General features: G+C 45.4%; 10 protein-coding genes and 1 pseudogene. 7 read left to right on the top strand and 4 right to left on the bottom strand.

Features of this window, described 5'->3' with window-relative positions; translation table 11 throughout:
• The 3 genes and pseudogenes from AACT21_RS16325 to AACT21_RS16335 form a co-directional block, all read right to left on the bottom strand.
• A pseudogene (locus tag AACT21_RS16325) lies at positions 1-480 on the bottom strand (hypothetical protein); the annotation flags it as partial.
• Entirely contained in the window at positions 477-2,399 is a 1,923-nt protein-coding gene (locus tag AACT21_RS16330) for a lipase family protein (protein WP_094163538.1), read from the bottom strand. The pseudogene AACT21_RS16325 and the gene AACT21_RS16330, both read right to left, overlap by 4 nt.
• 2 nt (positions 2,400-2,401) lie before the next feature.
• Positions 2,402-3,244, bottom strand: a complete 843-nt coding sequence (locus tag AACT21_RS16335; RefSeq protein ID WP_094163550.1) for a DUF4123 domain-containing protein — start codon at positions 3,242-3,244, stop codon at positions 2,402-2,404.
• 509 nt (positions 3,245-3,753) lie between these two features.
• Between AACT21_RS16335 and ylqF the strand changes: the two genes are divergently transcribed.
• The 6 genes from ylqF to AACT21_RS16365 all read left to right on the top strand — a co-directional run bounded on the left by ylqF (position 3,754) and on the right by AACT21_RS16365 (position 10,591).
• Entirely contained in the window at positions 3,754-4,698 is a 945-nt protein-coding gene (gene ylqF, locus AACT21_RS16340) for a ribosome biogenesis GTPase YlqF (protein ID WP_013868498.1), read from the top strand.
• Positions 4,699-4,957: 259 nt separating this feature from the next.
• The gene (locus tag AACT21_RS16345) at positions 4,958-6,103 is read left to right on the top strand and encodes an efflux RND transporter periplasmic adaptor subunit (RefSeq protein ID WP_094163540.1); all 1,146 of its coding nucleotides are present in this window, start codon (positions 4,958-4,960) and stop codon (positions 6,101-6,103) included.
• The gene (locus AACT21_RS16350; RefSeq protein ID WP_094163542.1) at positions 6,093-7,379 is read left to right on the top strand and encodes a TolC family protein; all 1,287 of its coding nucleotides are present in this window, start codon (positions 6,093-6,095) and stop codon (positions 7,377-7,379) included. Before AACT21_RS16345 ends, AACT21_RS16350 begins: the two co-directional genes overlap by 11 nt.
• Positions 7,376-8,593, top strand: a complete 1,218-nt coding sequence (locus tag AACT21_RS16355; RefSeq protein WP_094163544.1) for an ABC transporter permease — start codon at positions 7,376-7,378, stop codon at positions 8,591-8,593. Before AACT21_RS16350 ends, AACT21_RS16355 begins: the two co-directional genes overlap by 4 nt.
• Before the next feature lie 2 nt (positions 8,594-8,595).
• Complete coding sequence (locus AACT21_RS16360; RefSeq protein WP_094163546.1) at positions 8,596-9,879, top strand: ABC transporter permease; 1,284 nt, start codon at positions 8,596-8,598, stop codon at positions 9,877-9,879.
• On the top strand, positions 9,872-10,591 hold the full coding sequence (locus tag AACT21_RS16365; protein ID WP_017045357.1) for an ABC transporter ATP-binding protein: 720 nt from the start codon (positions 9,872-9,874) through the stop codon (positions 10,589-10,591). The genes AACT21_RS16360 and AACT21_RS16365 overlap by 8 nt, the downstream gene beginning before the upstream one ends.
• 117 nt (positions 10,592-10,708) lie before the next feature.
• On the opposite strand, the gene AACT21_RS16370 is transcribed toward AACT21_RS16365, so the two are convergent.
• The gene (locus tag AACT21_RS16370) at positions 10,709-11,695 is read right to left on the bottom strand and encodes a CobW family GTP-binding protein (protein WP_094163548.1); all 987 of its coding nucleotides are present in this window, start codon (positions 11,693-11,695) and stop codon (positions 10,709-10,711) included.
• A gap of 493 nt (positions 11,696-12,188) precedes the next feature.
• On the opposite strand from AACT21_RS16370, the gene clcA reads away from it, so the two are divergent.
• The coding region (clcA, locus tag AACT21_RS16375) for a H(+)/Cl(-) exchange transporter ClcA (protein ID WP_094163551.1) at positions 12,189-13,404 on the top strand (1,216 nt) is incomplete at its 3' end.

Below are 13,404 nucleotides of genomic sequence, written 5' to 3' on the forward strand. Positions count from 1 at the left end.
GTTTAGCTCAACCTCTCGATTGTAATATTCTCTGCCTGCCGGAGAAAATCGCAACTGAGCAAAACCTACAGTATCAAAATCATTATGAGCTTGTATGGAAAAGTCTCTTAATTCCACTATACAATTTTGTGAATTCTTATACGTTTGGTAAGGAATTCTAAATTCAAAATTTGAACCATCTTTAGCAAAATCATGCGTAATTTTCTGACTTATCTTTCCTCCTTTATGAGCTTTTTGACCAAATAAATCGTAGGAATAAGCCTCACACTCATCTCCTGTCACCCAAAAATGAGTCCAAACTTCTAAATAAGCATCTATAGGCTTTTTGCCTGATATAGTAATATAGGACTCATCAGGTTCATCACCCCAAATATTCGGTTGAGAAGTATGGTAATAATCATACCCAAGGAGAAATAATGCGATGAATAGTACAATAATTAATATTCGCTTTTTCATTGCGAGGTTATTCAATAACTTCATTGTAGTTGTTCCTTAATTTCATCAGGCAATGTTTTTTGCGCTATTAATAACTTCGCTAGTGGTAAGCGCTGAGGGTCAAAGACTATCTGCTTGAGCTCTCCTCTTATTTTATTGCGATTTTCCATTAGTTTATTTATAGAATTAATCTCATTCATCAAACGTCCGATGCTCAACGCTGGTGTAGCATTTCCTAAAGATTCGGCCCAAGTTTGTTTAACGGTGAGATAATTTTGCTGTAAAGTAGCAATTTCTTGATCGAGAGCTGATATCGCTTGCTGGTAATGCACCATTAAAGTTTCATTACTTAAAGAATACATTTGTTGCCACAAATTAGGGATATAATATTCCATTCCATGCTCTGCAATTGAAGCATCGGATAAGCTATTTACCAAAGTAACAGAATCATTACTGGCTAATTTTGCCAGATCTAGCATAGTGATTTGTGTTTGCCTTGGCGTCAGTAAAATCTGGTCAGAATCATTATAAGTTAATAACTGCGATAAATGACCATGGTGGAGATAATTATCATCGTCGTTATCGGTAAGCATTTTTTTAATCAATGTTATACCACTACTAAATACATCCCATTTATCGAGTCCCTCTGTAAGATCGGTATTTGCCCATGTCATGGGGATTTGAGCAACCAAATCATGGTTATTAACATGACGATAATGCAGAATATTCTGATACCGAGTAACAAAACTGCGCGTTCCTGTACGTGGCATTCCATATGTATATAAACGCAATACTGGGGGATGATAGCTATCTTTAATCAATGCGCTTAGAAGTAATGCACCAGCGCCCCCTAAGCTATGGCCACAACAGTAGAATTTTTTTATTTTATGTAGTCCTAGATCTTTCTCCATCAAAGATAACAAAGCCATCGTATATTGGTAAAACCCCCGATGGATATACGTTCCACCAAACTCTTCGGGGGCGATTTGCGCAGCATCAAGGTCCGTTATAATAAGGTCTTTCATTCCTGGTGAATCGGTAGCACTTTCTATCTTATCCGCAATCACAGCCGCCATACCTGAAGCCGCTTTTATAATTTTAAATTTCGTGTTGTCAACAGGTGGTTTCTTACTCTGGAAATAAGGCTCTGTACCTCTCACACCTATAATCGCCAATTCATCGTTAAAGATGATGTAACCTTCACTGCCAACATCATCCTCAGCATAATATTGAGCACTTAAAGCTCTGCTGTATGGTATCTCTTCTAGTAGCCATTTCGCCTGTAAATCCCCAGAATAAGTTGGTCTTTCTTTGCGCTTTAACTGAGAAATTACCGTACTAATCGCACCCTGATTATCTGTTGTCTTACCATCATCCCTATTAAAATCGTTAGTCGCATAAGCCAATTTCGATAACAACGCAAAGGTATAACTATTCACCAAACTAAATTCATCGGTATCAATAATCACTGGCATATAACTGCGCAGTGCTTTGATTTCGAAAACGTAACTTTGGTTGTGGCTAAGGCTGAACCCTGCTTTTTCCGCAGAGGCATTGGTATCTATCCCTTTATGATGCTCTTGCAAAAACTCATCTTGCGGGGCTTCATCCCAAAAATCACCTATGGTGGTGCTGTGATACCGTTTCGGGTTTTGCTCAGCAGCATCTAGCTCTGCCGATGCACGGATTTTCACTGGCGACTCTTGCCCTTCTTTACGGCTGGCGTACTTTTCGACTTCACTTAACAAAGAGGCTTGGCTGACGGAAGCGCGCCATTCACCTGCGGCAATATTTGCAAATAATACTTTACCAGCGCTGGTGGTTTGCGTGTGTGTGTTGGAGGTAATTTTGTTCGTAATGGTGACGGCAAGGCCATCAATCGGTTCATCGTTTTCACTCATGAACTCCAGTTCCAACCAGTTTTTCTCGGGGTTGCACTGCACGCAATGGTTAAATGAATCCATGATTATCCCTCATGTTGTAATTGGCGACTTAAGGCATGCAGAGCGTATTTAATCTCTTCATTTTGATTGTCTTTGATCAGTTCTATCATGCTAGGCTGAGCCAAGTATTCGTTGCCCATGATCGCCGCGATGGCCGCGCTCATCACACGATACGTTAAGGTTTGTTCAGCAGCAGAGAGAAACGGTGTGAGCATGGAAGCGATATCACGCCCTTGGGTTAAGTGCTGGTCCATTGCCTTGGGGAAATGCTGCCATAACCAAGATTCAAGGTTAGCTTTTAACAAAGGTAAGTTCTCTTGTTTATCAAGATGATGCGCTTTTATTACCCACCAAGAGCCTTGCTGAGCATTAAATGGCGCGTGCGAGGTGTTGTCAAACGTGACTAAGTGGCCTTGGCCACCATTATCTAATGCAGCCAATTGATTGATATTACCCAAAAACTGGTTCACTTCTGATTGGTCCATTTGCGCTAACATAGCAATAATGACCGACCTATCGTAAAAGCGAAACATCACTTCCTCGCCTTCTAATCCGGCAATTAATAAACTGCGAAGATGCTGCAAAACTTCATCACCCACGGCATGGCTTGACAGCCCAATACCCTGTTCAAGTAACGCTTCAGGGAGCGACAATATCGATTCAGAAACAGGGATTAACCATGGAGAGAGTGGCATCACCTCAGTAAACATTGCACCATAAAACAGAGGCACGGCTTCTTCAAATCCAAAGCCCCCATTTTGCTGTAAAGCCTGCTTGTGAAGCTTGCGATCAACTAACCAATAGCGATGATTTTGCTGCTGTTGAAACCAAGAGAGGATCATGACGGTTTCCCCTGCGTAGAACACAATCTTACGGCTGGCATATGGGCTTGCTCTGCGTTTAATAACGCTTGGTAAGAAATGATTCGAAGAGCGGCTGGCATGGTTTGGTCCTTTTTCGTGAATCACATCGCATAATGTAATGCCTCACTAAGCAAAAGCAATGCCAGTGTTAAATTATTATATTTCAATAGGTTAACTTTGGCTTTTTGACTATTTGAGCAATAAATTGCTCCGCTGGGCAAAAACTTGCTTAACCAAGCACGATCTGACCGAATTTTTGCTCGGTTCAGTGCTCTCTCACCAACAAGAGATGTAACTTCACGAGCGTCGTCAATCCTAAGCCATCTCACCATTGAGAGAACATGTAAAGTTCACCGCACAGCTTAGATTCCAGCCTCGCCAATTAAATGTTAACATCGTCACATCTAAAACTGCGGTGGTTATCAGTAAACCTTGTTGATGATTCTCATAAACATCAATAAAAACTCTCTTCCTCCACCAGCAGAATTTTTACATTAAAAGGCAGTTTTCAAATGGTTAACAACACAATTCAATGGTTTCCGGGGCACATGCATAAAGCACGTAAGGAGATCGAAGAGGTCATTCCGCAAGTTGATGTGATTATCGAAGTGTTGGACGCTCGTATCCCGTTTAGCAGCGAGAATCCACTTATCTCCCATTTGCGTGGTAATAAACCGTGTGTGAAGGTACTCAATAAACGTGACCTAGCAGACCCTGAAATGACGCAATTGTGGATCGACCATTTTGAGAAAGAACAAGGGGTGAAAGCAATGGCGGTAACCACGTCTAACCCTCAAGAAGTGCATAAAATCATGGAGCTTTGCCGTAAGTTGGCACCACATCGTGAAGAAGTGGGGAAAAATATTCGCACCATGATCATGGGTATCCCGAACGTAGGTAAATCAACCATCATCAATACGTTAGCTGGTCGCGCTGTGGCTCAAACAGGTAACCAACCCGCCGTTACTCGCCGCCAACAACGTATCAATTTGCAAAATGGCATTGTGCTGTCCGATACTCCGGGAATTTTATGGCCTAAAGTGGAAAACCCACACAGTGGCTTTCGCCTAGCTGCTACTGGCGCGGTAAAAGATACTGCAATGGAATATGAGGATGTAGCCTTTTATACTGTTGAGTATTTAGCGCAAGCTTATCCTGAGCGTTTGCAAGAGCGTTATCAAATCGATGAGCTACCTCAATCTGACGTGGAATGGATGGAAGAAATTGGCCGCAAACGTGGTGCTCTGCGCCCCGGTGGCCGCATTGATCTGCACAAAGCTTCGGAGATCCTACTGCATGAATTGCGCCAAGGTATTCTCGGCCAAATTACTCTTGAACGCCCTGAAATGATCACCAAAGAGTTAGTGGAAGTGGAAGAACGAGCGGCCAGAGAAGCCGAGGAAAAAGCAGCCAAAAAAGTAGAGCGTCGTAAACGTTATTTGCGTAATAAGCGCTAAATTCCTCTCGGATCCTTTCTACGCTACACCCCATTTCTACTATTACCATCAGGGCGGTCAATGATCGCCCTTTTCATCAGAACAGACAACTGCATGCTGTTTGCTATTTGCTATTTGCTATTTGCTATTTGCTATTTGCTATTTCTAGCTGACATTATCATGACAAATCAATACAGGTTTTTATGCGCTACTTCTATAGCATGAAGGAACCTTCTGATGACACTCAAGTCATACCACCATTGTTTATTTTCTCCTTGATATGGAATTGTTCATGAAAAAGCGTTGGGCCATCGCGGTAATTAGCGCCGCCTTAATCAGCGGGGGCTATTACCTAACTACCAATAGCAATGAATCTCTCTCGGCTTTCCCCACTCTGACGGTCGAACAGGGAAATATTGCCAAACAGGCAATCGCTGTTGGCCAAATCGTGCCAGCTCACTCGGTATCTATAAAATCGCAAATTGAGGGGATTGTCGGTGAAATTTATCATCGGGTCGGTGAACAAGTGACCTTGGGCACGCCTTTGATCAAAGTGCGCCCAAATCCAACACCGCAAGCGTTAACCGACGCAACCACCGCTTTAATGCAAAGTGAGGCGAGCTTAGATTCCGCCAAACAGACGCTGGCAAACTTGCAGCAATTAGTTGAACAAAAGATTGTGCCGGAAAACTACGGTGAGCTAATCCAAGCAAAATCAGAGCTGAAATCAAAACAAGCCGAAGTGCAACAAAAAAGGCAGAACCTTGAGCTGATCCGCAGCGGTGAAGCATCGGTTGGCGATTCGAAACTCACGTCCACACTCGTCGCCCCCATTGATGGCACCATTTTAAACCTAAAAGTGGAAGTAGGAGAGCCGATCATTTCCACTGCCTCAAGCCAAGCGGCAACTGAAATGATGTCGATTGCCGATATGAATGACATGATTTTCAAAGGCAGTGTCAGTGAACATGATGCGGCGCAACTCGCCGCAGGGATGGCCGTCAACTTAACGTTAGCACCATATCCAGAAGCAGAAATCAGCGGCGTATTAAGCAAAGTTGCGGTTCAATCTGATAAGTTGAATAACCCTAGTGATACTAAAACGACTAGCTTTGATAATGGATTTGAAGTGGAGATTAACCAGATTCGCTTTCCTGACAATATGGTGATTCGCTCGGGCTTTTCTGCTACCGCACAGATCACATTAAAGAGCGTGGAAAACGCCATCACCATTCCAGAACGCGCATTACGATTTAGCGGTGAAAAACCTGAAGTCTTGATCCCAGATCAGTCAGAACAAGGTTACCAAGTGCGCGCCGTAACCTTAGGTTTGTCCGATGGCATTAATGTGGAAGTGATTGCGGGTTTATCAGCGGACGATGTGATCATCGACAACAGTTTATTCGGAGGCAAAGATGACCACTAAGCGCCCTTTTCAACGTAATGCGCTAGCAGCCGCGCTAATGACGTTCTGTGGCGCGGTGACTTTTTCAGCTCACGCCATCACTATTGAACAAGCTTGGCAAGCCGCAAAAGCTTTTGACCCTACTTATTCACAAGCGCAGATCCAATCTCAAATCAGTGAAACAGAGGTCCGAAGTACCAAAAGTGCCTTGCTGCCTTCTTTTAGCCTCAGCGCGGATACCTCATGGGATGACGATGGCAACAACACTAAAGGCTATGGTGCCACATTAAGCCAAACCATTTGGGATAGCGCTAATTGGGCACAGCTCGACCAATCTCAAGCAAGCTATGTGGCATCACAATTAAAAGTGAAGACTGCACATAATGAGCTGGCTGCAACATTACTGTATGCCTATCTCGATCTCGCCAGCGCACAAGGCGATCGACAACTTGCTGAGCAAAAGTTCGTAGAAGGTGCAAAACTGCTGAAGATTACCGAGCAGCGCTACAAAGCAGGAAAAATTCGATCAACAGCATTGGAAGACATGCGTGCTAACCACGTCGATGAGCAAGCCGATATACTCAGTGCGCAAGCCGCTCTAGAAGAGAAAAAGTCAGCCCTTATCGCGCTCATCAATCAAGACCCACAGCACATTGACCAAATTAAAACGACCGACCTCATTGAACCGCCAATGCAAGTCAGCAGCGAAACTGAATGGTTAAAGCTTGCGCAGAATAACAGCCCTGAGTTATTGGTTGCCCAGCAGGAAGTCGCCGCTTCTGAATTTGGCCGAGATGCAGCCAAAGCCAAATATTATCCCACCTTATCTGGCAGTGTTTCTTACCAAGACAATGATCAGGGTCGAGATGGGGATCTCAGTGCAGGTTTAAGCTTAAAAATTCCGTTGGATTTGAATGGTTCCACGCGCGCCACGGTCGATCAGGCTGCGCTGCAAGTCTTAAACGCCAAGCAAGTACTGCGCAAGGTAGATATCGAGATTAAACGCAAAATTCAAAGTGGCTTTAGCCAAATCCATCTGGATTGGCGACAAGTGGAGATGGCTCAGTTACAAGTCAGCTCAAGAGAGCAAGCTTTAAAAAGTAAACAAACCGTTTATGAGTCAGGAATGACTGAAGCTTCTGATTTGATTGACGCCCATAACGCTCTGTTTAACAGTAAAAACAGTCTACAACGGCGATTGTACCAATATTGGAAGCAGCGGATTGGCCTGCTGCAAGCTGCTGGGCAGTTAGATGATGACGTGATCGCTTCGCTCTCTCAGGCTCTGCACTCATGATCTCAAGCCTACAGCAAGTCGTGCAAACGCTGCTTGCCCATCGGCTACGCAGCGCCCTCGCGGTCATTGCTATCGTTTGGGGTATTGTTTCTGTTTTAGTGCTCGTTGCCTTAGGTGAAGGATTTTATCGCGTCAATACACAATCTTTCGCTCTGTTAATGAGTGATACACAAATGGCTTTCCCCAGTCAAACCACCAAACCTTGGCAAGGCCTTGCGGCAAGACGAGCGATTAACCTTTCAGAGCCGGAAATGCGCGCTTTGGCACAGCACCCAAACATCAGCGCATTATCAGTTATCTACGGAAAATGGGATGCTAAAGTGACTAATGTAAAAGGCCGAATGCTTCCCGGTTACGTCAGCGGGATCGACTCTCAATTTTTAGCATTGCGCAACTTACAACTGACCGCAGGGTCACGCGGCATTCACGCCAGCGATCAGAAAAACCATTCCCGAATTGCGGTGGTTGGTTGGCAGTTGGCACAAGTTGGTCAGCTATCTATTGGTGATACGATCAAAGTCAATACCATTCCCTTCTCGGTTGTCGGTATTACTCAGCAGCAAGAAGGGGGCATTTCTATAAACAATGAAAACAGCCAAGTGATGATCCCAAGCAGCGCTTTTACTGATCTTTGGCAAAGTGAGCCTGAATTTTTCCTTGTGCAGCCCGCCGCAGGGATACCAGCAGCGGTATTGCGCATGAACATCCTCTCTTTCTTCGCCAAACAGAAACATTTTGATCCGAGCGATACTGAGGCCATAAACCTCCCTGACTTCAGTAGCGGCGCTCAGTTTTTCAATGCCTTGTTTCGAGGTATACAGCTGTTCTTAGGGGCAAGTGGAGCGATGACGCTTGCGGTCGGCGCTTTGGGCGTCGCCAATATCATGTTTCTTTCTGTCACGGAAAGAACGCGGGAAATTGGTGTGCGTTTAGCCATTGGCGCAACACCGAAGATCATTTTGCGCCAGTTTATTTTAGAAGGTGGGTTGCTAGTGGTATTAGGTGCAGTGTTCGGAATGCTCCTCTCCTATCTGGTGGTGCTATTACTGAATTACATCGGCTTACCTGATTGGCTCGGCGAACCAGTCATCACTGTGCCAGCTCTAGGCTGGTCACTGCTCGTCACCACGTTGTTTGCACTGCTGGCCGCTTATTTCCCAGCAAAGCGTGCCGCCAATCTCACCCCCGTCATCGCATTAAGTGCGAGGGCTTAATCATGATGTTACCTATCAGGCAAATTTATCAAGAGATGGCGGCCGAAAAACTACGCTTGCTACTCACTATTTTAGCGGTGGCTTGGGGCACACTTTGCATCGCCACCATGCTCGCAACAGGCGAAGGATTACGCCAAGGGCTGACACGCTCATCACAAAGTGGCAATGGCAATTTACTCTATGTGACCGGGGGTTATGCCAGCCAGACCGCCGGACGCTTTTTTGAAGGAAAAGCCCTCTCTTTGCAAGCGAATGATGTTGAGCTTGTTCGCGCACTGCCCTTTATCCAACGCGCTGAAGTCAGCGCACAATGGGATAAACGCGTCAGCAATCAAGACAATGGCACCTGGCAGCGCCCACTAGCGGTTAACCCAGAATATCAGTCCTTAACTGGTATTGAGATAGCCCAAGGAGGGCGATGGATCAACCCGCTCGATAATCAACAGCAGCGTAAAGTGGTTGTACTCGGTTATAACGCTGCAGTGCAATTGTTCAATTCTGAGGATGGTTGGAGTTGGCTGGAACCCCAGAAGCTGAGCATAAACCCCGTAGGTCAATTGATAAAAATAGGTGATGAAAACTTTACCGTTATCGGCGTGATAGCGCAGACAAGTGCAGAGGTAGAACAAGGAACCCCTATTGACTACGCGGTATTTGTGCCTTTTCGCACTTGGCAACGTTTTAACCCCAACGCAGCGATTGCAGCGATCAATGTGCAGCTCAATGCCACGGTTGATCGCGAAAAAGCCGCGCAAGTGATTAAGCAAGTGATCGCCAGAAAGTACGGTGCCAGTGCTTCAGACACGCAGCTCTTGCAAGTCGAAGACATGCTATTGAGGCAAAAAAGCATGCGCCGTTTCTTATTCGGTCTACAAGGCTTTTTGGGCATTATTGGGCTTATTACCCTCGGCGTAGCAGGCATTGGTATTGCCAATGTCATGTACGCCACGGTAAAACGATCCACGCGAGACATCGGTGTACGAATGGCCGTCGGAGCTACGCCAACCACTATCAAACTCCATTATTTAGTGCAAGCCTTGCTCACGATGTCACTTGGCGGTTTAGCTGGCTTAGGATCCACTTACGGGCTGATCACCTTATTAAGATACGCTCCCTTAGAAGGCAATATGCTGTTTGAGCAATTAGGGAAACCCTTACCCGAACTGTCGTTTTCGATTGTCTTTCTTGTGATCGCGGCGCTGGCGATTGTCGGTGTGATTGCCGCGTGGTTTCCCGCCAATCGCGCGGCTAGCATTACGCCATTAGAGGCATTACAAAGTGAATAAACAAAACTTACCGAACCTTGTTCAATTGACCAATATCAGCAAGCACTATCGCAGTGGTGAAGAGTTGGTCAAAGCGTTAGACGGTGTTTCGCTATCGATTCAAAAAGGCGAATTTCTCTCTATTCTAGGACCATCAGGCTCGGGTAAATCAACCTTAATGAATATCCTCGGTTGCTTGGATGTTCCTACATCGGGTGAATATCAGTTGGACGACAAGGCGGTCGCCTCGCTCAGCAGCCATCAATTGGCTCATATTCGTAATCAAAAAATTGGCTTTGTTTTTCAAAGTTTCAACCTGCTCGAATACGCTAATGCTCTCGATAACGTCGCCCTACCCTTGGTCTATCGCGGAGTAAAATTAAAAGAGCGCCGAGCACGTGCAGCAACACTATTAGAAAAAGTGGGGCTTGGCGATCGCATGCAGCATAAGCCCAACCAGCTCTCGGGGGGACAAAAGCAGCGGGTGGCGATTGCGCGCGCGTTGGTCAATGATCCGCAAATTATCTTAGCCGACGAACCGACAGGGGCGTTAGATTCAAAATCAGGCGCTGAAATTGAAGCCCTGTTCAATGAGCTTCATCAAGAAGGACGAACGCTTATTGTCGTCACTCACGATCTCGCATTAGCGAAGCGAACTCACAGAATAGTGAATATCAAAGATGGGCAGATTTTATCTGATGAACGCGTTGATCACGCAACAAGGCAGCCATAAATAGCTCAACGCATTATAAGAAGTTATAAAGTGAACGAGAAAGACGAAGCCGTTCCAGTTCGCCTTTCTTAGTTCATTTTTTCTTTGTTCTTTCTTTGTTGGTTTTTTCTTTGGATCCTATTGAGAGATACCCGCCAATTTCAGCAATACCGCTTCGAGTTGATCCCATGGCATGAGCTGTGAGTCAATCACTTCTAAGCGTGATTCAAACCCTTCTAAGCTCATCTCATTCACTGAAACGACTCCTTGGTTGATGTTGAAGGCGTAACATCCTTTATCGGTATTGACGACCGCCTTAACACGTTCAGCGGTCAGGGCACTCAGCATAGAAAAGAGCTCATCAAAACCAAAATGGTATTCAGCGCCAATTAACCAACCACAACTGAAATAACCTTGGCCCCGATTTTCTTTGCGCACAAACGCTTTACCCGGCTGTAAGGCAAACTGTGGTTCTAACGAAGCATGATGATGGTGATGCGCTTCAATATGAGTAGAAGCTGCGCCGTGAAGACGTTCAATATCTAATAATTCTAAAGGCAACTCACCTTGCTTGACTAACTTGCTAAAAATCTTCGCGGGTGATTGATCAGTCACCCAGTCATTAAACGCATCCACATCAGCACTAGTGCATTGATCCACTTTGTTGCCAATCACCACATCACCACTGGCTAATTGGTCATTAAAATTTTGGTTGGATGTGTATTTTTCATTACGCAAGTTGCGCGGATCCACTAAAGTGATCGTGGCTTTTAAATCGACATACGGTGCATATTGATCAGAAGTTAAAGTTGCCACCACTTGCTTAGGGTGCCCAAGCCCTGTTGGCTCAATTAATAGACGATCGGGTTTTTGCCTAAGTAAGGCGTTAATGCCAACAGACATAGGAACACCCGCAGTGCAGCACATACAGCCGCCCGGTACTTCTTTGATCAGCGCGCCTTGGTCAGACATCATCGCCCCATCAATACCAATTTCTCCAAACTCATTGACCAACACCGCCCACTTTTCATCAGCAGGTTTATTCTTCAATAAATTCAAAATGGCCGTCGTTTTTCCTACACCAAGAAAACCGGTAATAATGTTAGTTGGTACTTTTTTTGTCATGTCAGCACTCCTTTTGCGGCAGTATATACCGAAATAAGAAGCCAGTGCATGGTTTGCCAGTTAGACAGGCAACAATGAGCCGAGGTACATAAACGACAAAAGGCGCACTACGGTAAGCGCGCCTTTCCCCTCGTAACTCAATCGTGAGTTCGCGAATCGGGAGGACTATAGATGCAACCCGATCATAAACGAGGACATAGAATTGAAATATTGCTGATTCCATCCAAATTGTAGGTAAGGCTTGAATTCCTCCCTGTACGATATCTGAATCTGCCTTACGCTTTAACTATGGTTCATTTGGCTGGCTTAGCAAGGTTCAATCTCTGTTTTTTTAACTCATTTTTAACTCAGATCTCGTTTTTAGTAGAGAATCTCTCCATCTTCCAGATATGGAAATCTACATTGCAGCTTTGACGCTATAGTTAATCACTTTGGCGCGTATAATTCTGTAACAAAATATGTTCACATTTTACCAATCGAGGCCCTTTTTTACATGACCAAAAGAGAGAGATTGAAACAGTCACTGCTTGCAAAAGTTCCAAAAGATACGATTAACCAATTTCTCTCTAAGGACAAAACACCACTCTCAATCCTTTTTCTTTCGCTCATTGTCGGTATTCTTGCTGGGATTGTTGGTACTTACTTTGAGGCCGCTGTGCACTTGGTTTCGGAAACACGCACCGAGTGGTTAAAAAGTGAGATTGGTAATATCTTACCCTTGTGGTTGGCCGCTTTTCTTATCAGTGCAGCGTTGGCGTTTATCGGTTATTTCCTTGTGCACCGGTTTGCGCCCGAAGCCGCCGGTTCTGGCATTCCTGAAATTGAAGGCGCGATGGATGGTATGCGCCCCGTTCGTTGGTGGCGAGTACTGCCAGTGAAGTTTTTTGGCGGTATGGGCGCCTTAGGTTCTGGTATGGTTTTGGGACGTGAAGGGCCCACGGTTCAAATGGGGGGAGCCATTGGCCGAATGGTGTCGGATATTTTCCGCATCAAAAATGACGATACCCGCCACTCACTCTTAGCATCTGGCGCAGCTGGAGGCCTAGCTGCCGCATTTAATGCGCCGCTGGCGGGCATCATGTTTGTGATAGAGGAGATGCGCCCGCAGTTTCGCTATACCCTCATTTCAGTACGTGCCGTCATTGTCTCGGCGGTGGCGGCAAATATCGTCTTTCGCGTGATTAATGGCCAACATGCTGTGATCCAAATGCCGCAATATCAAGCACCAGAGCTGGCTTCACTGTGGCTGTTTCTGCTGCTTGGGGGACTGTTTGGTATTTTCGGTGTGCTATTCAACCGTTTAATCACACTATCACAAGATATTTTTGCCAGAATTCATCGCAATGATCGTAAGCGATATTTACTCACGGGTTCACTATTGGGAGGCTGTTTTGGCTTAACTTTATTGTATATTCCAGAATTGACTGGGGGTGGCATCTCACTGATCCCTAATATCACTAATGGTGACTATGGTGCCGCTATCTTGCTTCTTTTGTTCATTGGTCGTATTTTTACCACCTTGATCTGCTTTGGTTCTGGTGCTCCGGGCGGGATTTTTGCGCCAATGCTGGCATTAGGCACGCTGTTTGGCTACGCCTTTGGCCTGATTGCGCAAGAACTGTTACCACAATTAGCGATTGACCCAGGAATGTTCGCCATTGCAGGCATGGGGGCACTGTTTGCCGCAACGGTTCGCGCACCCATTACAG

Origin of the sequence: Vibrio sp. V08_P9A1T1, from assembly GCF_963874405.1 — a bacterium.
Taxonomy (GTDB): Bacteria; Pseudomonadota; Gammaproteobacteria; order Enterobacterales; family Vibrionaceae; genus Vibrio; species Vibrio anguillarum.

Coding starts and splice junctions, on each gene's coding strand:
- AACT21_RS16370 (WP_094163548.1), bottom strand. CDS start 11,695: ATGACAAAAAAAGTACCAACTAACATTATTACCGGTTTTCTTGGTGTA.
- ylqF (WP_013868498.1), top strand. CDS start 3,754: ATGGTTAACAACACAATTCAATGGTTTCCGGGGCACATGCATAAAGCA.
- AACT21_RS16345 (WP_094163540.1), top strand. CDS start 4,958: ATGGAATTGTTCATGAAAAAGCGTTGGGCCATCGCGGTAATTAGCGCC.
- AACT21_RS16330 (WP_094163538.1), bottom strand. CDS start 2,399: ATGGATTCATTTAACCATTGCGTGCAGTGCAACCCCGAGAAAAACTGG.
- AACT21_RS16350 (WP_094163542.1), top strand. CDS start 6,093: ATGACCACTAAGCGCCCTTTTCAACGTAATGCGCTAGCAGCCGCGCTA.
- AACT21_RS16355 (WP_094163544.1), top strand. CDS start 7,376: ATGATCTCAAGCCTACAGCAAGTCGTGCAAACGCTGCTTGCCCATCGG.
- AACT21_RS16360 (WP_094163546.1), top strand. CDS start 8,596: ATGATGTTACCTATCAGGCAAATTTATCAAGAGATGGCGGCCGAAAAA.